Source organism: Paenibacillus sp. R-74696, assembly GCF_055814915.1.
Map to the genome: position 1 here is coordinate 68173 of NZ_JBPULM010000029.1, position 24792 is coordinate 92964.

Annotated in this window: 19 protein-coding genes and 2 pseudogenes; 13 read left to right on the forward strand and 8 right to left on the reverse strand. The window is 47.9% G+C overall.

From position 1 onward, the window contains the following. Nucleotides 1-27: 27 nt before the first annotated feature. Both cysC and ACSR9A_RS11475 read right to left on the reverse strand, forming a co-directional pair. A complete protein-coding gene (gene cysC / locus ACSR9A_RS11470) occupies nt 28-630 on the reverse strand; it encodes an adenylyl-sulfate kinase (RefSeq protein WP_473757363.1) in 603 nt (200 codons plus the stop codon). A gap of 205 nt (nt 631-835) precedes the next feature. Next, nucleotides 836-1570 carry an SDR family oxidoreductase gene (locus ACSR9A_RS11475; RefSeq protein ID WP_473757364.1) on the reverse strand — a complete coding sequence of 245 codons (735 nt, stop codon included), beginning with the start codon at nt 1568-1570 and terminating at the stop codon, nt 836-838. 200 nt (nt 1571-1770) lie between these two features. Here ACSR9A_RS11475 and ACSR9A_RS11480 point away from each other — a divergent pair. The 3 genes and pseudogenes from ACSR9A_RS11480 to ACSR9A_RS11490 all read left to right on the forward strand — a co-directional run. Continuing rightward, a pseudogene (locus ACSR9A_RS11480) lies at nt 1771-2091 on the forward strand (winged helix-turn-helix transcriptional regulator); the annotation flags it as partial. A 243-nt stretch (nt 2092-2334) separates the two neighbouring features. Continuing rightward, on the forward strand, nt 2335-3501 hold the full coding sequence (locus ACSR9A_RS11485; RefSeq protein WP_473757365.1) for an RNA-guided endonuclease InsQ/TnpB family protein: 1167 nt from the start codon (nt 2335-2337) through the stop codon (nt 3499-3501). Nucleotides 3502-3665: 164 nt separating this feature from the next. Beyond that, nucleotides 3666-4604 carry an aldo/keto reductase family protein gene (locus ACSR9A_RS11490; protein WP_473757366.1) on the forward strand — a complete coding sequence of 313 codons (939 nt, stop codon included), beginning with the start codon at nt 3666-3668 and terminating at the stop codon, nt 4602-4604. Between the two features lie 81 nt (nt 4605-4685). Here the strand turns inward: ACSR9A_RS11490 and ACSR9A_RS11495 are convergent, their stop codons facing one another. Beyond that, entirely contained in the window at nt 4686-5030 is a 345-nt protein-coding gene (locus tag ACSR9A_RS11495) for a hypothetical protein (protein ID WP_473757367.1), read from the reverse strand. 589 nt (nt 5031-5619) lie between these two features. On the opposite strand from ACSR9A_RS11495, the gene ACSR9A_RS11500 reads away from it, so the two are divergent. From ACSR9A_RS11500 to ACSR9A_RS11510, 3 genes are all read left to right on the forward strand, one after another. Next, the gene (locus ACSR9A_RS11500) at nt 5620-6663 is read left to right on the forward strand and encodes an NAD(P)/FAD-dependent oxidoreductase (RefSeq protein WP_473757368.1); all 1044 of its coding nucleotides are present in this window, start codon (nt 5620-5622) and stop codon (nt 6661-6663) included. 37 nt (nt 6664-6700) lie between these two features. Then, on the forward strand, nt 6701-8350 hold the full coding sequence (locus ACSR9A_RS11505; RefSeq protein WP_473757369.1) for an ABC transporter substrate-binding protein: 1650 nt from the start codon (nt 6701-6703) through the stop codon (nt 8348-8350). A gap of 93 nt (nt 8351-8443) precedes the next feature. Beyond that, complete coding sequence (locus ACSR9A_RS11510) at nt 8444-9487, forward strand: ABC transporter substrate-binding protein (RefSeq protein ID WP_473757370.1); 1044 nt, start codon at nt 8444-8446, stop codon at nt 9485-9487. An 82-nt stretch (nt 9488-9569) separates the two neighbouring features. On the opposite strand, the gene ACSR9A_RS11515 is transcribed toward ACSR9A_RS11510, so the two are convergent. Both ACSR9A_RS11515 and ACSR9A_RS11520 read right to left on the reverse strand, forming a co-directional pair. Further along, nucleotides 9570-10583: an ABC transporter substrate-binding protein gene (locus ACSR9A_RS11515; protein WP_473757371.1), complete on the reverse strand. Its 1014-nt coding sequence runs from the start codon at nt 10581-10583 to the stop codon at nt 9570-9572. A gap of 119 nt (nt 10584-10702) precedes the next feature. Next, nucleotides 10703-12334: a helix-turn-helix domain-containing protein gene (locus ACSR9A_RS11520; protein ID WP_473757372.1), complete on the reverse strand. Its 1632-nt coding sequence runs from the start codon at nt 12332-12334 to the stop codon at nt 10703-10705. Nucleotides 12335-12477: 143 nt separating this feature from the next. Here ACSR9A_RS11520 and ACSR9A_RS11525 point away from each other — a divergent pair, with 143 nt between their 5' ends. The 7 genes from ACSR9A_RS11525 (at nt 12478) to ACSR9A_RS11555 (ending at nt 20688) form a co-directional block, all read left to right on the forward strand. Continuing rightward, nucleotides 12478-13452: a helix-turn-helix transcriptional regulator gene (locus tag ACSR9A_RS11525; RefSeq protein WP_473757373.1), complete on the forward strand. Its 975-nt coding sequence runs from the start codon at nt 12478-12480 to the stop codon at nt 13450-13452. A 220-nt stretch (nt 13453-13672) separates the two neighbouring features. Next, the gene (locus tag ACSR9A_RS11530) at nt 13673-14236 is read left to right on the forward strand and encodes a nitroreductase family protein (protein ID WP_473757374.1); all 564 of its coding nucleotides are present in this window, start codon (nt 13673-13675) and stop codon (nt 14234-14236) included. A 45-nt stretch (nt 14237-14281) separates the two neighbouring features. After that, a complete protein-coding gene (locus ACSR9A_RS11535; RefSeq protein ID WP_473757375.1) occupies nt 14282-16207 on the forward strand; it encodes an ABC transporter ATP-binding protein in 1926 nt (641 codons plus the stop codon). Continuing rightward, complete coding sequence (locus ACSR9A_RS11540) at nt 16176-17912, forward strand: ABC transporter ATP-binding protein (protein ID WP_473757376.1); 1737 nt, start codon at nt 16176-16178, stop codon at nt 17910-17912. The genes ACSR9A_RS11535 and ACSR9A_RS11540 overlap by 32 nt, the downstream gene beginning before the upstream one ends. A 171-nt stretch (nt 17913-18083) precedes the next feature. Next, entirely contained in the window at nt 18084-18623 is a 540-nt protein-coding gene (locus ACSR9A_RS11545) for a serine hydrolase domain-containing protein (protein WP_473757377.1), read from the forward strand. Between the two features lie 193 nt (nt 18624-18816). After that, on the forward strand, nt 18817-19737 hold the full coding sequence (locus ACSR9A_RS11550; RefSeq protein WP_473757378.1) for a hypothetical protein: 921 nt from the start codon (nt 18817-18819) through the stop codon (nt 19735-19737). Between the two features lie 96 nt (nt 19738-19833). After that, nucleotides 19834-20688 (forward strand): GyrI-like domain-containing protein, encoded by an 855-nt coding sequence (locus ACSR9A_RS11555; protein WP_473757379.1) that lies wholly within the window; start codon nt 19834-19836, stop codon nt 20686-20688. Between the two features lie 175 nt (nt 20689-20863). Here ACSR9A_RS11555 and ACSR9A_RS11560 read toward each other — a convergent pair. The 3 genes and pseudogenes from ACSR9A_RS11560 to ACSR9A_RS11570 all read right to left on the reverse strand — a co-directional run bounded on the left by ACSR9A_RS11560 (nt 20864) and on the right by ACSR9A_RS11570 (nt 24484). Further along, a pseudogene (locus ACSR9A_RS11560) lies at nt 20864-21850 on the reverse strand (sensor domain-containing diguanylate cyclase). Between the two features lie 57 nt (nt 21851-21907). After that, a complete protein-coding gene (locus ACSR9A_RS11565; RefSeq protein ID WP_473757380.1) occupies nt 21908-22714 on the reverse strand; it encodes an alpha/beta fold hydrolase in 807 nt (268 codons plus the stop codon). Between the two features lie 969 nt (nt 22715-23683). Continuing rightward, on the reverse strand, nt 23684-24484 hold the full coding sequence (locus tag ACSR9A_RS11570) for a hypothetical protein (protein WP_473757381.1): 801 nt from the start codon (nt 24482-24484) through the stop codon (nt 23684-23686). Nucleotides 24485-24792: the final 308 nt, after the last annotated feature.

The following is a 24792-nucleotide window of genomic DNA, read 5'->3' on the forward strand; positions in this document are numbered from 1 at the left end:
TGAAAAACTAGCTGATGCCTTCGTCGCTTATAAGCAGCCGTTGTCTCTTAAATAGTCCAAAATGAGGCGGACGGATTCCTTAGGCGTATGCCTGTCGCTTTCGATGATGATTTCAGGCTGCTCTGGCGCTTCGTAAACGGAGGAAATGCCCGTGAAATCTTGGATTTTACCAGCGCGGGCTTTTTTGTACAGCCCCTTCGGGTCCCGACGCTCACATTCAATCAACGGGCATTTGACATAAATCTCAATAAACTCATCCTCGGAAAAAAAGGATCTGACCCGCTCGCGATCGGCTCGGTAGGGTGAAATGGCAGCAACCAGCGCGATTAATCCGGCATCGGAGAACAGCCGAGCGGCTTCGCCAATGCGGCGGATATTTTCACTGCGGTCCTGCTGGCTGAAGCCGAGCCCCTGATTTAAGCCAAGCCGCAGATTGTCCCCATCCAAAACATAGCTGTGCATATGGCGCTTAAACAGCTCATGCTCCACTTCGTAAGCCAACGTCGATTTGCCGGAGCCTGACAAGCCGGTAAACCATAGCACGCAGCTTTTATGCCCATTCAGCTGATGCCGCTCGTCCTTGCTTGCTTTGGGAAAATGCCGCACATTAGGGGGCGTTTCATGTTTCATATGTCCACTTCGCTTCCGGAGGGCGCTACGGTCCTTTTTATACTAAATTATGTTTCGCTGCGACAATCGTTCGTACAATAACACAAAATCAGGCACAGTGGCCTGTGCCTGATTTTAGGGGGACGGAACAGCCCCTCTATGCCCCGTTTTGCTGCCAGAGTCGCTGATGCGGGCTTCACCGTCCTACTCGTGTAAACGAATAGAGCTAGCGCAGCAAATAGCCGCCGTCGGGATGCAGCGTCGTGCCTGTCGTGTAGCTATTCGTCATTAAATAGACAACCGTATGCGCGGCTTCTGGCGCTTCTCCTACTCGTCCCAGCACATTCATATTCGTGTAATCATAATAAGAGGCATCGCGGGTTGCTTGCTCGGCGCCCTCCCAATTGAATGCCGTATAAATCGTGCCTGGCGAGATGACATTAGCTCTGATCTTCTTAGGAGCAAGCTCGACAGCGAGCGCTTTGCCCAAGCTTTCAATCGCGCCATTGCAGGCGGCATAGGATGCTCCATCCGAAAGCGGACGCTGGCTGAATGCGCCGGACATAAGCACGACGGAGCCGGCTGGCTGAAGATAAGGGAGCGCGTATTTCACCGCATAATATTGCGGCCAGAACTTCGCCTTGAAGCAGCTTTCCGCTGTCGCTTCATCCGATGTGATTGGCCCCCGCACATAAGAGGCTCCCGGGGTGAACAAGTGGTCGAAGCTGCCGATTTGCTTGAAAAATAGTTCCAGCTGGCGGTTGTCGCGATTATCCAGCGCATATGTGACAACCTTGTCGGAGCTGAGCAGCTGCCGGGCGGCTGCCAGCTTCTCCTCGGAGCGGCCGGCAATGACGACGGCTGCTCCCTGTTCAAGTGCCTGCCGAGCTGTTGCCAGGCCAATTCCCGAGCTGCCGCCAATAATAACGACGCGTTGCTTGTTTAAAGTTAGAGCGGTCATAGGTAAACCTCCTGATTTTATCGATGGGCGATTATCGCCATTACAGTTATTATTGGAGAGAAGATAAGCGCTGCCAAGTACGCAGTTTTTTCGTACATAGTCCGAAATTTCGTACCATCAGCAAGCGCGCGGAGGCTAGGCGGTGGGCGTGCAGAATAGGCATTTAGCTGGTATGATGATAGAGAGGGGAGTAGACTGGGATGAATTTACAAGAGCCGAGATTGGCAGGGGTTATTGCAACGCTGGAAGTAATCGGAGGCAAATGGAAGCCGCTCATCCTGTTTATTTTACTCGTAGAAGGTACGAAACGATTTGGCGAGCTGCGGCGGTTGATACCAGATGTATCGCAAGGAACACTTGCAAAGCAGCTTCGTGAGCTGGAGGAAGACGGGCTTGTACAGCGTGAAATATTTCAGGAGATCCCGCCCCGTGTAGAGTACAATCTGACCGACCATGGGCTTAGCGTGTCGGCAGTGCTGGACAGCATGTGCGGCTGGGGTAGGAAGCATGCCCGGTTTGTGAAAGAGCTGGAAACCAATAAGGCCACGAATTCCCTCCCACCAAAGGCATCAGCCGAGGTGAACGGGAAGACGGACCGGACGTATGGGGAGATACTAAACAGTAAGCAATAATGTTGATAAACATATACAAGAGTAATAAACTGTATATACGGAAAACATAAATTACAAACCTAAAGAGTTCGCTGAATGGTTAAATGTATCCGTAAGACACTTCGAAGATGGGATCATGAAGGATGAATTCAATTGAAGTCATACAAAACGGAAATTCAACTGAACGACTCACAAAAACAAATTTTCAATCAGACGGTCGGTGCTTGCAGATTTGTCTACAACTTTTATCTTGCGCATAATCAAGAAAGATACAAAAATGGCGATAAATTTATGTCAGGAATGGATTTTTCTAAATGGTTAAACAATGCATTCATCCCAAACCAGCCTGAACATTCATGGATTAAAAAGGTTTATGCTAAAGCAGTGAAGCAGTCCGTTATGAATGCCGAAAAAGCCTTTAAACGATTTTTTAAAGGTGAGAGTAAATTCCCAAGATTCAAAAAGAAAAAGAATCAGGATGTTAAAATATATTTTGTAAAGAATGATGCGAAGACGATCATTCCATGCGAACGTCACAGAATCAAAATACCTACACTTGGATGGGTAAAGTTAAAAGAGTTTGGCTATTTGCCTACAAAGTCAATTATTAAAAGTGGAACCCTATCACAAAGAGCTGGAAGATACTATGTGTCTGTGTTAGTAGATGAGCAAATCGAGAAGACAAATGCTACTTATAGTGATGGTATTGGAATTGATCTAGGAATTAAAGATTTTGCTATCCTATCTAATCAAAATAAACCAGTTAAGAACATAAACAAAACACTCAACATGAAAAAGTTGGAGAAGTCGTTAAAGCGTCAACAACGTAAACTTTCGAGAAAATACGAAAGTAATAAAAAATCTAAAAACAAAAAGGAGGAAACTGCTACTAGACAAAATATCCAAAAACAAGTTCTGAAGGTACAGAAACTTCATCAGCAAATCACAAATATTCGAGAAAATCATATTAACCAAACCGTTAATACAATTGTAAAGCAAAAACCACGCTATATTACAATTGAAGATTTGAATATTAGAGGGATGATGAAGAATCGGCATTTAGCAAAAGCAGTAGCACAGCAATGTTTCCACCAGTTCAAGGTTAGACTAGAAGCTAAATGCGAGATTAATGGAATTGAATTGAGAATGGTGAATCGTTTCTATCCCTCCAGTAAACTTTGCTCTTGTTGTGGATATAAGAAAGCGGACTTGAAATTGTCAGAACGTATTTATGTCTGTAATTATTGCGGAAACGAGATGGATCGAGACAGGAATGCTGCTGTGAATCTGAAAAACGCTAAAATCTACAAAGTGGCATAAACAAGTCCATGTAGATAGGTACCGATGGCTAGTCGGGAATTTAAGCCTTTGGAGTGCTATATCAAATGTTAGTAGACAGCTATTTGTCGAGAACAGGCACATTGAAGAAGGAATATTCTTGATATGGATATTTTGTCCATATTTTAAGTAGCAGATGAGTTCAAATGCAATTTCGTAATTTAGGAAGAAGCGGTTTGAAGGTCAGCGAGATCAGTCTGGGAAGCTGGTTGACATACGGGGGCTACGTGGAGCGGGACAACGCCGTCAAGGCGATTGAGACCGCCTATGGCTTAGGCATTAATTTTTTTGATACCGCCAATGTGTATGAACGGGGCGAGGCTGAGAAGGTGATGGGCGAAACGCTGCGTGCGTATCCTCGCGAATCGTACGTGCTTGCAACGAAAGTGTTTGGCAAAATGGGCGATGGCCCGAATGACCAAGGGCTGTCCCGCAAGCATATTACGGAGCAGTGCCATGCCAGCCTGAAGCGTCTGGGCGCCGACTATATTGATCTTTATTACTGCCACCGTCATGATCCAAATACGCCGATGGAGGAGACGCTGCGGGCGCTGGACGATCTGGTTCGCCAGGGGAAAGTGCTGTACGTCGGCATCAGCGAATGGACAGCGGCACAGATGGCGGAGGCGCATGCGATTGCCGATCGATATTTGCTGGACCGCATCATAGCGAATCAGCCGATCTATAATATGTTCAACCGTTACATTGAGAAGGAAGTCATTCCTTTCGGGGAACGTGGCGGCATTGGCCAAGTGGTGTTCTCGCCGCTGGCGCAAGGCTTGCTGACGGGCAAATACAGCTCGGTAAGTGAGCTTCCGGCGGACAGCCGGGCTGCCAAGCTTGAAAATATGCGCAAAAATGTGACCGACGAAAAAATCGCCAAGGTACAGCAGCTGGGCAAAATTGCTGCCGAGCTGGAGCTGACGGTTGGACAGCTGGCGCTGGCCTGGATTTTGCGCCAGCCGAATGTGTCCAGTGCGCTTGTGGGCGCCAGCCGCCCGGCACAGGTCGAAGAGAATGCCAAAGCGGCAGGCGTAGAGCTTAGCGCTGACGTTTTGGAGCGAATTGAGGAAATATTGGCTTAATAGATAATCGGAATAAGTGAGTGAAAATAGAGCAGGCCGCTTGGGGTTTATTCCTCAAGCGGCTTTTTGAGTAGATAGAATTCATTTTTTTTGAAATAACGCTATTAAAGGAAATGAAAGAATGACGCCAAAAATAATGAAATATAAAGCAAGATCAGCGCTTAGATATTTGAACTGTACCAAAAATAGCATAATGGCTATATAACCTAAGCTAAACAAATAAGAATAGTGGCCTGTTTTCTTGAATAATAAAGAACGGGCTTCCACCGAACTAGCTTTCATCTTCACCCCAAACTGCAGGATGAAATCGGATATTATGCCTACGATAATGAGCGCTCCGAGGAAGATGAAATCATTACTTATTAGAAATATAGCTAATACCAAGCTTGAAAGTTCACCAACAATACGAAATGAAGGGTTGTTCATTTTACCTCCTAAAAGCAGCTCATTCTAGATTTATATCATCTACTCTATTGTACATTAGACTATTAATATTGTGGCTCTAAACTTCAAAAAATCAACATGGCGAGGTATTGTTTTCATCTAGGATGTGTTTGCAAACCGAAGTTGGTCTGCTGTTCCTTGCGCAGCGATCATTTGAGGTGAATTTCATCTGATGCTGCACGGCTGGAGAATCGTTGGAGCATGCGCTTGCTGCTGAGATCATCTATATATGGATGCTCATACCATTTTGTGAGGACTGACGTTCCGCTATTCTGGATTTTGCTCCGATTTTAGACCGTAAGCGGACAGGAAATCCGTTATCGCCTGCATCCTCTCATCAAAATGGCCATTTGCAGAGCATTAGCGGCTCCTGTGTCCGCGGCTGTGCCATAACCCGTGCTTCTGTTGAAATAGCTGCTGCTGTGACCGCCAAGACCAAAATAGTCAACACCTTATTAGATTTGTATAAACGATTGTTCTATTTTGTCCATTGCTCTTTGCCAGAAAGGAAGGCTACAATAAAGGAGATAGTGAGAATGAATATCAAATTCAAGGTTTGGGAGGAACAATGGTGTCAGAACAGCTGGAATTATACGATGTAACGATTATTGGCGGCGGTCCAGCAGGACTATATGCTGCTTTCTATAGCGGGATGAGGGACATGAAGACGAAGGTGATTGATGCTCAGGAAGAGCTGGGCGGACGTATGCTGATTTACCCGGAAAAAATGATTTGGGATGTAGGTGGAGTCACTCCGATTTTATGCGAAAAGCTCATTGGACAGCTCAAGCAGCAGTCACAAACCTTTGACCCGACCATTGAGCTTGGGCAGCAAATTCGCGATTTGAAGAGGCTTGAGGACGGCACCTATATACTTGAATCTTCTACAGGGGAAAAGCATTGGACACGTACGGTTATTTTGGCGATTGGCCGAGGCATCTTGAAGATGGCAAAGCTGGAGCTGGAAGGCGCCGAACGCTACGAGGTATCCAATTTGCATTATACGGTGCAGGAGCTGGAGCCTTTCAGAGGCAAGCGGGTGCTCATTTCCGGCGGCGGCAATTCGGCTGTCGATTGGGCGAATGAGCTGGAGCCGATTGCTGAACAGGTGACGGTCATTCATCGCCGGGAGTATTTTGGCGGTCACGAGAAAAATGTCATTAAGATGAAAACCTCCTCCTGCGATGTTCGCACGCCATGGGAGGTTACGCAGCTGTACAGCGGCGACGGAACCACGATCAGCAAGGTAACGGTGAGACATTTGGAGACGGAGGAAACGGAGCAACTGGAAGTGGACGCGGTCATCGTCAACCACGGGCTCAAATCCGATTTCAGCGGAATTAGAGACTGGGGCATTGGCATGGATGAGTGGTGCGTATATGTAACTCCGAAGCTGGAGACGGATTTGCCAGGCATCTTCGCCGCAGGCGACTTTGCTTCTTATGACAGCAAGCTTAATCTGATTGCGGGAGCATTTACGGATGCCGCGCTAGCGGTCAACAGTGCGAAGCTTTTCATAGACCCGAAGGCAGATGGGGTTGCTTACGTATCCTCGCATAATTCCCGTTTTAAGGAGAAAAATCTAGCTCTCGGCGTTAAAGAAGAAGATGCTTAATGAAGGAAAGAAGATTAGCTTAGATAGGGTGTGAAAAATGATGCTGTTCTCTTCGGCAAATGCCGGCCTGCCTCAAGCCCAGCATAGCTTCTATATGCCTGTGCGGCTGCGGGAGCTTCCGCAAGGCCTAGAAGATTTACATCAGGAAGAAGCGGTTCCTCTCTACCGTATGCTCATCATATGGGGCGGGGAGGGCGCGCTTTATATTCACAACTACTATCATGAGCTGTCTAGGGGCAGCGTATGGCTCAGTGGCCCTTCGCTGCCTAAGCTGCAAATAGAGCCGCGAACGGAATTGCGAGGCATTTTGCTGGAATACAGCTGTATTCCAGCTGCTGGTGAAGCAGGAGCGGGGCTGGAGCATTCGGCTCCGCTGCAGCGCTGCCCAGCTGTCATCCTGCGGCTTGCCAGCGAACTGGCGAATGTGTGGAATCAACATGATCCCCATTCGCCTTTTCGCGTTCAACAGCTGTTTACCGAGCTGCTTGCTGAGCTGCATAGGGAGCTGGCGAGCCGGCAAAAGCCCGCCAACTCATGGCTGGAGCAAGCAGAGGCTTATATCGAGCAGCATTTCAGCGAAGATATAACGCGGGAGCAGATGGCGAGCCGTGCGGGGGTCAGCCCAGAGCATTTTTCACGAATGTTCCGCAAGCATACGGGCAGGACATTCAATGCCCATTTGACACTGCTGCGCATACGAAGTGCGCAGCAGCGCTTGCTGGCGGGTACAGCCCCTGATCTTGGCACGCTGGCGCAGGAGGTTGGCTACAAGGAGGGCATCTATCTCAGCCGCAAGTTTAAGGAAGGCATTGGCTTGTCTCCGACCGCCTACTTGCGCAAGAGCAAACGGCTCGTTTCGCTGAATTTGAACCATACCGCCAGCCTAATGGCGCTCGGCATTATTCCGGAGCTTGGCGTATATACGTCCTGGCTGGAAGGGATGCGGGGAGGCTTGCAGCCGGGGGTGCGCCAGAACGGAAGTGGAAGCGGGAACGGGAGCTTTAACCCCTACGGGCATACGCCGCTGACGTTTTACGAGGCAATTGCAGCAGCTAAGCCAGATGTTATTATCAACTACAGCGGTGCAGAGGAGAATAGGCGGCTGCTGCCGCTTGCTCCAGTCATCGAGCTGCCCGTTCGAACGATGAATTGGCGAGAGCAATTTTTGCTGATTGCTGGCATCGTAGATCGCAGACAGCAGGCGGAGGCATGGCTGGCGCAATACGATGAGCGAATCTATTCCATTAATCGCCAGCTCGATCGGGAGCTGGGCAGCCGAGGGACGGCAATCGTCTGGGAAATCGGCCACAATACCGCGTATTGCTTCAACAGCAGCTTTGGAAGAGGCTGTCAGATTCTTTACGATGATATGGGCTTTCGCCTTCCAGCACCGCTGGTGGAGCAAAATATTTCCGCCAAAGGCTTCATTGAAACCGGCATCGAGATGCTGGCCGCCTATCCGGCGGATCATATTTTTATAACGGGGCTGCCAACTTATGCTGATGACAAGAAGCGGGTGCAGCGTTTGTTTCAATCCGCAAGCTGGAGGAAGCTGGACGCTGTGCGCGAGAAGCGTGTGCATATCTTGAAGGAGTCAGAGCTGTTCTACGGGTATGACCCTTTGTCCTCGCAGGCGCAGCTGGGGGAGCTGGCCAGCGCACTGGCGCCGCATCACAAATTTGCATAGTGCCAGATCATTTTAAGGCATAGTCATTTGTTCGTTTACACGTTAAAGTGTAACTGAGAATGATTATCGATATAAAATGAGGGGGATTCAAACGTGTTTTTGAAAAATCAAGGCCAACATCATAAGCGCAGCATGGCTGCTATGCTAGTTATGCTGCTGCTATGTGTAAGCATCTTTACAGCATGCGGTACAGCAGCAGAGTCGAACGAGAACAGCAAGGCGAATGCAGAGAGTGAAGCGACAGCGCAGGCATCGAGTGAAGCAAGCAATGGCGGCGCTGCAGAAGCAACACCAGAAGCTAGCGATGATCCTAACGCAGTCAGAACGATTTCTACTGTAAATGGCGATATTGAAATTCCCGCTCAGCCAAAGCGCATCGTGGCTGAAGAATACCTCGGAAGCTTGATTGCCCTAGACGTTGTGCCAGTCGGGGCGCCGGGATTAACGCTGAAAAACTATTATTTTAAAGAGGCGCTTACCGGTGTTGATGATACGGGGGAATATGGCAAGCCGTCTGCCGAGAAAATTGCAGCTCTTGCTCCCGATTTGATTATTACGGCCAATGGAGAAAACTACGATCTGCTCAGCAAAATTGCACCTACCCTCCATATTCCGTATGGCGATCTCAAAAACGCGCATGAAGAGCTGACGTATTTCGGGAAGGTGCTGGGCAAAGAACAAGAGGCAAAGACTTGGCTGGAGGAATTTGACCGTCGCATTGCTGAAGCGAAGGCGAAGGTGGACGCGGCCATTCCGGCAGACGCAACCTTTTCCATTTTTGAGCATATGGAGAAGTCGACCTATGCCTACGGAGATAATTTCGGACGTGGAGGCCAGCCGGTGTATCAAGCGCTTGGACGCAAGCCGCCTACCGACGTAGCAGAAGTCATTATGGAAAAGCAGTGGGCTGAGCTTTCGGCAGAGATCGTTCCAGAATATGCTGGGGATTATATTGTTATGACCTCGAACGACTGGACACTGGCTGATTTTGAGGCAGATCCGATTTGGAGCAACCTTCCGGCAGTGAAAAATGGCAAGCTGTACGTGTGGCCAGAAGAGCGCTCGTGGTACTACGATCCGCTCGCGGTACTGGCTCAGACTGAAGAGCTTGCGGAATGGCTTACTAAAGGCAATTAATCATTAGCAGCATTAAGCTTTCCATACGAAAAGCCGCCGAAGCATTTTCGGCGGCTTGCTTGATTTTTAGACACTAGGAGGCTTACTCCTGGTTAGCCTGCTCCGAGAGCATTTTGACAATTTCCTGAATTTGCAGCTTCAAGGAAACAGGATCATTTCCCCAGAACAATTCAGGATCAAGATTGAACACATGGTTATTTTTAACGGCAGCCAGCGATTTCCATAGTCCTTGGTTGCTTCCCCACACCTCGGAAATCATGTCTCCCTGGTCGAGAAAAATATAATCGCCGGCATAGTCTTCAATGACCTCGTAGGAAATTTGGCGATAGGCTTCCTTGCCGATCATTTCTTGCTTTTGCTTGTCAGGAGGGGTCAGCTTCAAGTGCGTATAGATCGCCTCGCCACCGCGGTAGCCGCCATCTCCATAAATGTAGAAGCCGCTGTCTACGACGAAGACACCCATGAGCGAGAAGGTATCTTCAGGTTTAATAATATCTGCAAGCTTCGCCCGTTCTTGTCCAACAAGCTGATCAAATTCAGCGAGCCACTGCTCGGCATCTGCTTCTTTGCCGACTGCAGAGCCAAGGAAACGCAGTGTCTCATGGATATCGGTGTACGTGCTGAAGGGCAAGGCAACCGTCGGGGCGATTTTGTCGTATTGCTCCAAAATTTTCTCGTCGCCTGTCCACGTTACGATAATATCGGGCTTCAAGTCGAGTATTTTCTCAAGGTTGCGTTCGCCCGTGCTTTCAATGCCGTCAATTTGGTCCTGGATAACTTTGTTCTCAAGCTCCCATGAGGTGGAGCCGACCGGTTTAAGGCCCATGACGAGCATCTCCGGCAAATAGCCGTCTGTTACGATACGCTGCGGGTTAACGGGAACCTCAACGTCTCCCCGAAGCGTTTTTACGATACGGGTCATTGCCTCTGGAGAAGCTTCGGCCTCCGCAGAGGCGGATGGAGATGGCGACGGTGATTCCGAGGTGACGGCATTGCCGCTGCCATTGCTGCCGCCTGCCGAGTTTCCGCAAGCAGCGAGGGACAGCGCCAGTAAAAGTAAAACAAACATTTTCGTAACTTTATGTAATTGATACATATAATCCTCCGATAAAATAATAATGATTATCATTCGCGATGATAAATCTATTATAACGGCAGCGGAAGAGAAAGGTCGATGTGATATAGTTGGATATTTGGCTGGGAAAATTGTTGGATTTATACGTCTGTTTTCGGAGCTGCAGCTGCTTCGGCTAAAAGAAGCTCGACCATAATATCCAGTTGTTTCTCCAGCGATACACCATCGTCCATCCAAAATTCATGCAGCTTCAGCAGATGGATTTTGGTGCCTTGTTCATTCACAAGCTGCTGCCAGAAGCTGCGTTCCATCAGCTTGCTTCTGAAAGCCTCCGTGTCATCGGCTGTTACGATCAGAAACATATGCTTGGCGGCATAAGGCAGTAAATGCTGTTCCTTTAAGGCCAGATGGCTGTTCGCCTCAATAACTTCCTTCTGGATAGCAGCGGGAGGCGTTAGTCCAAGCAGCTTATAAAGGATAAAGGCGGAGCGGACAGGCGGATGAAGAATCATCCATGAGTCCTCATATCTCAGCTCATACAAGCCGAACGTATCACCAGGAGCCAGATGCTGCGCGAGTCGCCGCTTTGCAACTGCTCCTTGCTGCTGCAAGCTGGATATCCAGTTTTCGGCTTCCGTTGTACGCCCAAGCAGCTTGCCGATCATTCTTACTTCCTCCAGCTTGTCCATCTCACCCCACGGCAGCATAATAACGGGAGCGATGCGTTCAAGAGCCTTGAGCATATGAGGCATGTTGTAATGGTAAGTAGGCGCAATAATTAAATCGGGTGCAAGCGTTCGAAGCTCCTCGACCTGCTCGATGTCCGCCAGTTCCATGATGCCGGTCAGCCGGCCCTGCAGCAGCAACGAGGAACGCAGCACCTCGCGAGGTGCCGCCAGCGGCTGAATGCCGACAGCAAGCAGGGCTCCAAGAAACTGCATGCCCACGATGCGCGTTGCATGCTTTCTGCTGCGAAAGCTGCTGGGCGACAGATGAGCGATTTTTTGGAACGTCTTGCCTAAATAAGAGCCGTCCGCAAAGCCGGTTTTATAAGCGATTTCCTGCATTTTATCGTTGGTGAGCAGCAGCAGCCGCTTGGCCTCGTCTATGCGCAGCCGATATACATATTCAGCGAAGCTCCAGCCGGTTTCCTTGCGAAACAGCGAGGAGAAATAGCTTTCGTTGAAGCCGGCCATTTTCGCCAAATAAGAACGGCTGAGCGGCAAGCGGTAATGCTGCTTCATATAAGCGAGCGCCTGATGAATAGGCTTATCCTTTTTTAAATAATGGTTGCTGTACAAATCGCGGGCAAAAAGCAAATCCAGCAGCTCATGCAGCATCAGATGCAGCTTTGGCGTACTTTGAATAGATCCTGTCAGCTTGACCACCTCCAGCATCTCATGCAGCAGACCAGCAGCTTGGCGGGGAAAGTCGAGCAGCTGCCCATGCTCAGGCAGCTGCTCGCTGCTTAGCTCATAGACCAGGCGGCTTTTTCCACGCTCCGTCATCCGGTAGCTGTTGAACGAAATGCCATAGACCGGCTCGAATGGCTTGCCTCCGGTCCTTCTGATATGAAGCTTATTTTCTGTTTGCCGGAGTAAAATCGCTTGGCCTTTCTCTACCGGATAGGAATGGCTATCAGACCCAACAACGATTGCTTCTGTTGGAACGATGATAGCCGGGAAGGTCGTAAAGGCAAGGACGGACGGGCTCGTCGTTCCGCTATCTGCAAGCAAGGAAGCTCCAAGCAGCTCATAGGTAATGGGGTTCATCGTTAACCACCTGTATTTTTATTTGCTACCCAGTCTATCATTGCTGGCTGAAGAGTACAATTCAACTTAAAGCTTTTCATTCCGGCGTGATACTGATACAATTCTAATTGAAAACGTTTCTCAATAAAGGTGGGGAAATAAGGATGAAACATACGTTGGAAGCCCAACATATCGAATCTTTATATAATGAATGGATCGGCGCAGAGCTAGGCGTTCCGGTGGAGCAGCTTGCGGATACGGTTAAGCTTCCTGAACAATGGGGAGATGGCTATTTGCAGCGCACGCGCTTGCGGCCGGGCATGGAGCTGCATACGATTGATGTAAAGCTGCATGAAAATCATATTTTTCATATTGATGTGCAGTATCCGCATTTGGAAATTTCATTAACGCAGCACGGCAACGGCTGTTGGTCGATTGAGGGCAGGCGCGGGGATCGGGCGATGGGCTCGGGTGGGACGCAAATGATTTATTTGCACGATACGCGTATCCATTTCGAGCAATTGCATTCGGATCGGCTGGCTCATATGGAGCTGCGGATTGATTTTAGCATATGGAAGCATCTATTCTCGTATTTCCCTTGGCAGGCTGGCGATACGTTTTATTGCGAGCAGCAGCAGCTGACACCGGAGATCAAGCAGGTATTCGATCAGTTGAAAAATTGTCCGTATACTGGCCCAATCCGGCAGCATTATTTGGAAGGCAAAGCCTTTGAGCTGATTGCCCTATTTTGGTACGGGCTGGAGCAGAAGAGCGAGCTGGAGTCGGCGGCTTCGCGCTTGAAGACGGCAGATGTGGAGCGGCTCCATCAGGCGAAAAATATTTTATACCACAACCGCACCAATCCGCCGGGCTTGCTGGAGCTGGCGCGCCAGACGGGACTGAATGATTTTAAGCTGAAAGCAGGCTTTAAGGAGCTGTTCGGCACAACTGTGTTCGGCTATATTCGCGAGGAGCGGATGCGGGAGGCGAAGCAGCTGCTGGAGCAGGGGAGAATGAATGTCAGCGAAGCGGCGATTATGGTCGGGTATACGAATATGAGCCACTTTGCCTCGCTGTTTCGCAAAACGTTCGGCATTAATCCGAGTGAATATGCCAGGCAGCAGAGCCGCTCCATGTGAGTGGCAACCCGATTGAAAAGCATAGGAGGGCCGGAGCCACGGTGGCGCTAACGTTAGAAATGACGATAGCGGACGGGGCTTCGGCTTTTTTTAATATAAAGAGGCTGATATTTAACTGTTCCTCCGTCCACCGTTAGGAATAATCCGTCCAGAGGTAGTTGATTTTCATAAATGATGATAATGTTTCTCAATAGTAGCGTCATTAAGGGAGGCTTTTCGCTTGAGTATACAGGAATTGATTAAAGACAGAAGGACGATTCGGAAGTTTAATACGCAGCCGCTTTCGCAGGAGACGATTTTGAAGCTGATGAATATTGCGGTGTGGGCGCCAAATCATAAGCTGCGCGAGCCATGGCGCTTCATTTGTGCAACGGATATGGAGTCGAAGGCGAGGCTGGCGGATCATATTGTGGATTCGCTGTCGGAGCTCAAGCGCTATAAGCTGATGCCGAGCAAAATTAAGCAAATGTACAAGGACAAGGTCCAGCAAATACCTGCGATTTTGTTCATTGTCGTGAAGGAGGAGAAAAGCAAGGTGAAGCGCGATGAGGATTTTGCAGCGGCCTGTGCATTGATACAAAACCTCCAGCTATGCGCCTGGGAGCAGGGCATCGGCATGGTCTGGTCGATTGATGAGACGTTATGTGGAAGCACGCCCTTCTGCAGCTCATTAGGGCTTCGCAGCGATGAGCGCATCGCCGGCATGCTGTATTTAGGTTATTTCGATCAGAAGCCAGCGCCGGGCAACCGTATTTCTGCCGATAAAAAAATGACGTGGCTGTAAGACGGCCCTTTGGAATGATTTTTGCTTGAAGGAGAGGAAGCTATAATGGCTGGAAAAACAGCTGGTAAAACGGCTAATAAGACGGGAATCGCAAGACTGCTGGAGCTGGCGGGGGAAAGACGCGGGCTGCTTGCTGTTTCAGGGGTACTTTCAGCGATAAGCGCGGTTTGCATGCTGGTTCCGTATGTATCGGTTTATTTTATTATAAAAGAACTACTGGAGCATGCGGCGAATCCGCTTGCTGCCGATGGCGGGTTTATGGTTCGCTGGAGCATGGTGGCCTTGGGCGGCTTGCTGGGCAGCCTGCTTCTTATGTATGGCGGAGGACTGGCCTCGCATATTGCGGCTTTTCGGATATTGTATGGGCTGCGAGTGAAGCTGTCCGCGCATATTGGAAAGCTGCCGCTCGGCTGGCTGAACAGCACATCTACCGGTGCGGTTAAAAAGACGCTGGATCAAAATGTTGAAAAGGTTGAAACGTTCGTTGCCCATCAGCTGCCGGATCTCGTTCATATGGCTGTCACGACCATACTGATGATCATTGCAATGTTTTGGCTCAACGTTTGGCTTGCTGCGGCTTGCTTGATTCCGATTGTGATCGGATTCATTTTGCAGGGGCTGATGATGTCAGGCTCCAAGGCGCAAAACAGCATGAAGCAATATTACGATTCGCTGGAGCGGCTGAATGGCTCGGCTGTTCAATACGTACGGGGAATGCCCGTTGTGAAGGTGTTTGGACAAACGGTATTTTCCTTCCGTCAGTTTTACGACGATATGGTGAAATACCGGGATTTTTGCGTGAAATATACCGATCATTTCCAGTACGGCTTTTTATCCTTCAAAGTCATACTCAGCTCCTTTGCCACCTTCTTGCTGCCAGTTGGCGTATTTCTGCTCCAGCGTGATCCCGGCAATGTGGCTTTTGCCGCGATGCTGCTCTTTTTCCTCATTATGTCGCCAGGCATTTCTGCACCGATGTTCAAAATCATGCACATCGCCTCGTCGCTGCGCGATATTAATGAAGGGGTTGTGCGGATCGACCTGATCTTCGCAGAGAAGCCTATTCCGGAACCGGAATATCCGAAGCGCCCTGCTACCTATGAGGTGTCCTTTAATAATGTTTCCTTCACCTATGGCAAGATGGCTGAGAACGTGGACAGGGACAGGAACGCGGGTCAGAAGCAGAGTAATCGTGCAGCTGAAATGGAACGCGAAGATGGGTATGTGTTGTCTGGAGTCAGCTTCGTGGCGCAGCAAGGGGAAGTAACCGCGCTTGTCGGTCCTTCCGGGGCAGGGAAATCGACGGTGGCGAGCCTGCTGCCGCGGTTCTGGGATGCCCAGTCGGGCTCTATTGAAATAGGCGGCGTCGATATTCGCGACATGGCTACGGATGAGCTGATGAATACGGTAGCGTTTGTTTTCCAGCAGACGTTCCTATTTTACGATACCGTCTACAACAACATTGCGATTGGCGTGCCAAATGCTTCTCGAGAAGCGGTATACGCGGCAGCCAAAGCGGCACAGTGCCATACATTTATTAGCCAGCTTTCACACGGCTACGATACGTTGATTGGCGAGGGTGGCGTCTATTTGTCCGGCGGCGAGGAGCAGCGGATTGCAGTAGCAAGGGCGATTTTGAAAAATGCTCCGATCCTTGTGCTCGATGAAGCGACAGCTTTTGCCGATCCTGAAAATGAATTCGAAATGCAGCTCGCCTTAAAGGAGCTGACGAAGGGGAAGACGGTTATTGTCATTGCCCACCGTCTATCTACAATTCGCGATGCGGCCCAAATAATTGTCATGGACAACGGGCGCATTGTGGAACGAGGGAAACACGAGAAGCTGCTTGCAGCCCGCGGGCTTTATGCGAAATTATGGGATGCATATACGGCAGCGACGGGCTGGCGAATCGGATTAGGAAAGGAGGCAGAGAAACAACATGGGAATGATGCGCAATATAACAGCAGGTAGTCCCAAAGCATTATGGAAGCCGATTGCCTATACCGTGCTTTCCAACTTGGTTGCGATTATCCCGTTTGTGCTGCTGGTGGAGGTAGCCAAAATTATTTTCACCTCCTTTGCCGATCCGGCTGCCTCACTCGATATAACGCGGCTATGGTGGATTTGCGCCAGCATGGCGGGAGCCATGGTACTGCTCTTTATAAGTGAAATTCCCGCTTATCGAGCGCAATATCGCGGTGCCTATACGACGGCGGTAGAGGGGAGAAGCCGGCTTGCGGAGCATCTTCGCAAGCTGTCGCTTGGCTATTTGAATAAACGTGATCCCGGCGACCTCGCCAATATGATGATGGGTGATTTTGCGCTCGTTGAGCATGGTATTTCCCATGTTGCACCGCAGCTGTTTGCGGCAGCGCTGACGCCAATTTTGGCTCTGCTGGGACTTTCGCTGCTCGATTGGCGGCTTGCGCTTGCCTTGTTTGCGACTCTGCCTTTTACCATTTTAATCGTGCTCGCAACGAGCAGCCTCACCCGCAAGCTTGGCGCGAATCATATGCGGGCGAAAATTAACGCCTCCAACCGCTTGCAGGAATATTTAAACGGGATACAGGTCATTAAGGCGTTTAATTTGACGGGTGATCGCTTCGTCCGGCTGGAGCAGTCGTTTAAAGACCTCATGCAGCACAGCATTCGCATTGAAGGGATATTGGGGCCAGTCGTGTTAAGCGCGGTTGCTCTACTGCGGGCAGGTTTGACGCTCATGGCCATCATCGGAGTCCATTTGCTGCTCGGCGGCAGTCTGGATTTGATTACGTTCGTAACCTTCTTGCTTATAGGCACGAGGATTTATGATCCGTTGACGACTGCGCTGACCAGCTATGCAGAGTTTCGTTATAATGAGCAGGCGGGAAAACGAATCATCGAGCTGCTGGGGGAGCCTGTCATGTCGGGAGAGAAGCAGCCGCCTGCTGGGCATGATCTTGTCTTCGACAATGTCACGTTCGGCTACAATGAGCATGCCGTTATTCAACAGGCGAGCTTAAGCTTGCCGTCAGGCTCCTTCACCGCGCTGGTCGGTCCTTCGGGCAGTGGCAAAAGCACCGTGCTGCGGTTGATTGCCCGTTTCTACGATCCTAGCGAGGGGCAGGTGCTGCTCAGCGGGGAAAATATTCGGGAGATGAACCCGGAGGCACTGCTGCGCAAAGTATCTATGGTGTTTCAGGATGTGTATTTGTTCCAGGATACAATCGCGAATAACATACGTGTCGGCAAAGCCGGGGCCACCCAGCATGAAGTGGAGCAAGCAGCCCGTCAGGCGTGCTGCCATGATTTTATTATGAAGCTGCCGCTGGGCTATGAAACGCTGGTTGGAGAAAGCGGGAGTACATTATCCGGCGGGGAGAAGCAGCGGATTTCCATTGCGCGGGCGATATTGAAAGATGCTCCAATTGTGCTGCTGGATGAAGCGACGGCTTCCCTCGATCCTGAAAATGAAGCCGATATTCAGCAGGCGATCGACCGCCTCATTAAAGGGCGTACCGTTATCGCGATCGCCCATCGGCTGAAAACGGTCATGAATGCCGACCAGATTATTGTGCTGGATCAAGGCCGAATCGTTGAGCAGGGCCAGCATGTGGAGCTATTGGTCGCAGACCGCCTGTATGCACGTCTGTGGAAGCTGCAGCAGCAGACGGCAGGCTGGCAGATTTCGTCTTGAATGGTTGCAGGCTGAATTAATAAAGTAAGGCCAAAGGGGAATGAATGTCGAATGGAGCTTATCCATTCGGCATTTTTGTTTTTAAAGGGAGCAGGTTAAAGCTTATAATTAATAGTGGAGATATAGGAATGTATGTTCTATATTGTGGAGGGAGGATTGGAGTAAAATAGATTGAATTGGAATGAGAGAGGGCTAATGCAGAATATGCCGTTAAATATTAATGTGGTTGAACGTATGGAGCATTGTGGGGTGGCAGGTTTGAGTACTGCTTTTATTCGGTATGGACAGCTGAGTGCGGCAGAGAGTTTTGGTGTTCTGGAACAAGCAGCCTCGCATCTGGTGAATAACGATACAATTTTCAACGCATGCTCCATTAGCAAGTTTCTAACGTCCATGCTCGCTATGAAATTAGTCGAGGATGGTCTTCTCTCATTAGATGAGGATGTAAATGATAGCCTTGCTTCATGGAAGGTTCCGGTTCATCCATGGACTGCTAGCAGCAAAGTTACGCTTAGGGCATTGCTTTGCCATCAAGCCGGCATTGTTGATCCTGAAGGAAGTTTTGGCGAGCTCCATTCCAAGGCGCTTTTTTCATCAATGGCGGAGTTGTTAGAGGGGAAGACGTCTTATTGTAAAGAGCCTATTAGGGTGGAATATGAGTCGGGCTTTGGACGACGCCGTCCGATTTGGCGATGCTTGTTGTGGAATTAATGAATGCTCTTAAAGGTCAAAGCATCATAGGATTGTCTGCGAGCCATGCGAAGGAGCTGATGTCTCTCCGTCCGGGGTCTGAGTCAAAATCGGCTTTCCGTCCTGTGAAATACTGGTTAAAGGTCCGTTCCGGTTACCCTGTCCATTCCATTAAAGTTAAGGAAAGAAGCTAATAGGGAATGGGTGGGATATTATGATTCGGAATTTAGGTACGGAAGATGGCCTGCAAGGGGAGGGGCCAGCAAGAAAGGTTCGCTTGTTTCAGGGAGAAGGCCTGCTGGCGGCGCTAGGCATACTTGGCTTTGTGCTGGCAGCGGTATGTGTGGTCTGGATGCTGCTCTATGGTGGCGAGGTTGCGCCAAATGGGGATGTAAGCAAAGCGGCTTCCTTTAATGCAGCATTGGGCATTTTTCTGCTCTCGACGGCGGCGGTATTGCCTTTGTCTGCTATGAGTGGAAGGGGCAAGGCGATTTTTCGCTGGTCTTATGTGATCCTCTCCCTATATTCGTATTTCGCTGAAAATGTGCAAAATATGCGCGGCATGAATCCGCGTTTTGCAGAAGGCGGTACAGCTTTTGATATAGCTGTCGCGGCCGGTTTTGGCTTCGTGGCCATGCTGCTGATCGTGTTTTATTGCGTGCTGGCGGTTGCTTTCTTCCGCAGCAGATCGTATCAGCTAAGACCGGAGCTTGTGCTCGCGATCCGCTACGCAATGGTGGCGGTATTGCTTTCCTTCGCCGCAGGCATTTGGATTTCCATTACGGAGAGCCGTCTGACAGGAGGAAATGGGAATATTATCTGGCTTCATGGGTTAGGCTTTCATGCTATCCAAGCTGTACCGCTTGTCGCATGGCTGTCGGAGCGCACAATGCTGCGTCCCCAAGATCGCCGCAAGTGGGTACATGTGGCGGGAATAGCCTATATTATTGGCCTGCTGGAAGTTGGCTGGCAAACTTGGATCGGTGGTGCCATGCTGGAGTTGTCGCCGCTACCGCTGCTCGCTTTGTTCTTCTTCTTGCTCTCTATCGGAGCTGGGTGCTATATGTTATGGCAGTCCGTAATAGGCGGGAAGAGCTCAGAGGTGAGCAGCCCATCACTGAGGCGCGAGGTATAATAGGTTACAAGGGAGGAGCCTTGCATTCTTGTGCAGAGAATGCAAGGCTGTTCTATGTTATTTTAGGTATAGTAATGAGCAGAGGAGGACTGGGTTATGGATTGGGTATTACAAATGAATGCAGCCATTGGCTATATTGAAGATCATTTGACTGATGAGATTGATTATGCGGAAGCCGCCCATATTGCTGGATGTTCGCTCTATCATTTTCAGCGGATGTTTCCGTATATTATGGAGGTGTCGTTATCGGAATACATTCGCAGGCGACGGCTCAGTCTGGCGGCATTTGAACTGCAAAACAGCACGGTAAAGGTCATTGATGTGGCGCTCAAATATGGCTACGATTCTCCTGAAGCGTTCGCCCGCGCCTTTCAGCAGCTGCATGGTACAACACCGACTGCTGCAAGAAGTGCCGGAACGAAGCTGAAGGCCTATCCGCGCCTATCCTTTCAAATTTCAATAAAAGGAGCAGCAGCTATGAATTATCGAATCGAGGAGCTTGGCGCATTTTCCGTCGTCGGTATTTCCGAGCAGGTGCGCAATAGCGAGGTGTTTGAGACGGTACCGCGTTTATGGGCTGAGGCAGCACAGGCTGGACTGTTTGAAAAGCTTTGGACGATTCGCGCGACCGAGCCCGGTATCCGCGGCATACTTGGCGTATGCGCTGATGGAGGGCACGGGCAAAACGAGTTTTTAAACTACATTTTAGCGATTGAAACGGAGCAAGAGGCTCCTGAGGCTATGGTCCGCCGCGAGTTTTCGCCTTCGTCATGGGTGGTATTTGAAGTGGAGGGCGGGCCAGATCAACTGGGCGGTATTTGGAAGAGGCTGTATACGGAATGGCTGCCTACCTCGGCCTACGGGCTGGCTAATTTGCCAGCTATCGAATGTTATTTGCCGCCAGAAGAAAACCGCAACGAGCTGTGGGTGGCGGTTGAGGCGAAAGCTTAATAGGGGTAACGAAACTGCTGCACGATTTAGCTGGCGATTTGCTCGTATTTCGGCAAGCTAGTAAGTGTGAAATATAACAAAAGAAGAAGCCGTCTTCGCCTCGCAGCGCAGGTGGCTTCTTCTTTCACTTGGGGCATATCTACCCTACTACATGCTACTTGTTACTTGCTATTTGCTATTTGCTGTTCACTAAATGGTCAGCATGAGTAATGCGGTTTCTTCCGGCCGTCTTTGAAGCATAGAGAGCAGTATCGGCTTTATGAATCAGCGTTTGGTCGGTATCACTGGTCGTAACGGTTGCTGCGCCAATGCTGACTGTAATACTGTGCTCGCCCCAATCCGTAGAAGCTATCGTCGTGCAATATCGTTCTGCGGCAACGATCGCTTTTTCCTGATTGGCGCCGGAAAGAATGATGACAAATTCCTCGCCCCCATAGCGGGCGGCGATATCTCTCTCCCGTGACATCGTTTGCAGCAAGCGGGCAAGGTTAGTCAGGACTAGATCGCCGACCGGATGTCCATACGTGTCGTTAATCTTTTTGAAATGGTCGATATCAATAATGAGCAGCGAGAAGGGCTGCTGTGTTTCTTGGAACAAGGCAAGCTGTGCCAGCAGGCTATCTTGGAAAAAACGCCGATTTTTAAGCCCGGTTAGTGCATCCGTGGAGGCCATCGTTTCCAGACGATGGTTAATCCCTAGCAGTTCCTGCTGTTTAAGCTCCTATTCCGCATGCAGGAGCTCGAGCTTTCCATTGGCTTCATTGGTCGCCTGATACAACTCTTCAAGCTTGGTTTTTGTTTGTAAAATATCCTTCTCGTGCTCGATTCGCTTGCGCATCATTAAGACAACGCAGTCAATGGATGTGACTCCATCACGCTCCTGCCTGACCCCGTTTAGCAATACAGGCACATCTTCATGGCTGCTCGTCCGAAAAGAAAAGTACATTTCATCGACATGCCCATACAATTGAATGTACGGATAAAAATACGTTTGAAAAAACATTTTGTTCGTCACCGACATGGTGGAGTGAATATGCTGACCAAGCAGCTCATCGCGCTCATAGTGCAGCATGTCCAATAAAGTCTGATTAATCGATTGAATCAAGCCTGCGTCCGAAATCGAGAAATATCCGCAGGGAGCTTTATCTAATTGAGTATCCATATAAGGGCTGCCTTTCTTTATATATAGAAAAGGATATGAACCGGTTCACCTTGCCTATTACACACTGGCTAAATATTCTTTAATCATCTGGCTCGTTTCTTCAGGCTGACTTAAATGCGGATAATGTCCGGTCGCCGTCATCTGCCGAAGGACGCTGTTTTTGAGATGGGCATGCAAATAATGGCCTACTTCCACCGGAGCGATACTATCGTCGGTGCATTGTAGAATCAGTGTAGGCACAGATGCATGCTGAAGGCTGATTCGGCAATCCGAGAAAAAAGTGACTTCTGCAAACTGCCTCGCAATATGCGGGTCTCGGGAGCAAAAGCTTTTTTCCAGTTCCTCGCTTAATTCCTTGCGCTCGTTATTTTGCATGACAATGGGTGCCAAGTAGCTGGCCCAACCAATAAAATTCATTTCCATCATCGAAAGCAATTCTTCTATATCTCGTTTGTCGAAGCCTCCGTAATAATCCGGAAGATCGTTCACATAGCGCGGGGAAGGCCCAAGCATGACAATACGCTCGAAATATTTGGACTCATGAATGGAAGCGAGCATGCCAATCATGCTGCTAACCGAATGGCCGACGAAAATAGCATCTCGCAAATCCAGCGTTTCCATCACATCCAGCACATCCTGGGCGTAGCCCTCTAGGTCATTATATTTTTGTGAATCATAATTGTGAATTTGCGATTTTCCAGAGCCTACATAATCAAACAATACAATGCGATAGTTGTCTACAAAGCTAGGAACCAAATAACGCCACATATCCTGATCGCATCCAAAGCCATGAGCAAAAACAATCGTTTTGCTGCCAGTACCCATTACCTTTACGTTATTCCGTTCCAAAACGTCGATAGTCATTATGAAGCTCCTTTCTGAAGCGCCCTGATGAAGTGATAACGAGGATTGCTGGCTTCTTGTTCATTATATCGGAAAATAGAGGAAAATTGATGATGGTTAGCAAGATTCAATGCTGGAAATGCGAGAGCTATTTAAAGTACGGCCTTTAAAATATACAGGACCACTGTACTTAACAGAACTGGTCAACATTTATAACGTATAGATGTATGGGAACACTCCGACAAATATGAAATAGGAGAAGGCTTGCTTCAAAATATCGAAGGCGTAGGCTCCGTTTAAAATAGAAACGGAGCCTACGCCTGGTTGTGGAATTTCCAGGAAATAATAAACAGTTTCAAATATATAATTGAACTGTTTGGCAACACGGATTGCTGAGCAGACTTTGAAACTGACTTTCAATTTTCAGAAGGACGTGAATTTGCATGCTTCTCAGCTCCTTGATTACTGTATACGGAGTAGTTCTATTAACTACGATTATATCCATTTCAGAGAAATGAAGCATGGAGCAGACGACACAGTTTGCTGGGTCTCAGGGGTGTTTTTCAGAAAACACGATTATAAATAAATCTTCCAGGGTAAAGGGCGTTCAAAGAAAGAGTGAATTAACAAGATCATATTAATAAAATGGGAATAATTTAATCGCAATTTTGGTAATAAGGAATAAAGTCTATTTTTTTAATACTTTTTTTAAATGTAAAATTAATAATGCAAAGAATAGAGTGAATATAGGGATGAAAATTATGCTTAAACGGTTCCCATTATTGTTGATAATATAAAAAAAAGATAAAATCATGCCAATAATGCTTATTCCAATATTTTCTCGATTGTATTTACTCATTTTATATTTATTCATTCTATAAAACAATAAAATTAATATTAATATACAAAATATTAAGCTTATAATTAGCAGTGTATTAAGCATATAACCTCCAAATGCATACAATCCAATTGGATTGTATGCATATAAATTTAAATTTGTTTAAGATAACCGTATGCTTTTTCAAGATCTCCATTACATATATTATAATATGTTATGGCAGTTACTCCAGCAATAGCAGCTCCACCACCAGCAGCTATTGCAAGTATAACAGTTTCAATTGTAAATATCGCAGTAAGGGCAGCGCTTGAGAATGCTACCTTAGCACCTTGAAATGTTTTATAATCTCCATAGAAAATATCAATTGTATTCATCGCACGCACAGCATATACATTTTGAATAAAAGATGTTTTCTTGATATTATTTCCTCCTGGAGCATTTTCAAAATTCATACGATCGTAGCATGCCATGGTGTATGTAGAATAGTCTCCATAGTAGTGACAAATAGCTGGAATCCCATTAGCATCATTTGAAAGAGCAGACAGCTTCAAATTGCCTGATGGATTTGGAGTTATGGATATCTCTTGTTTTAATTCTTCGTCAGTCATTTTAACATCATCATGATAGATTTCATTATTTTTATTTACAAAATAATGTTCTACATAGTTTGTGTTTTCATATTCCGACTTATACTTCGCTTCGAACTCTGGGGATGAAAATTCATAATGGATGGTTTGTGTTAGTTTGATTGATGTTCCTTCTTTGTTTATTTTTGTATCAGATTGTATGTTCAAAGTTCTGAGAGCAATTAATTCTCCTTCTTGTGAATAAATTGCTTGAGTCTGAGAAGGAATAATATTTTCTTTTACTATTGGAGCTGTTGCATAAACTGAACTTGATGCTACTAGCATAGAAATAAGAACGATAAAAGAAATAATTGATTTGAATTTCATTGAGTCAATCTCCTAATTGTGTTTTATAGTAATAATCGTAAAATAACTCTACTTAATAATTTGAAATCTCATTCTCACATTTAATTAGTTATTATATCCCAACTCCTTCATGATGATTAATTAAATTAAGCTGACTAAAGAAAATATTACCATACTTATATTATTTGGTGAAGAAAAAAGTTCCGAATTTAATTATTTATTTGTACATCGAGGTATTAACGTAGTTCAAATATTTTTGGGATATTTAAAAATTTTTTGTATCTATACTGAATTTTTGAAGAAGTTGAGCCGAGTAAGGAGGAATATGT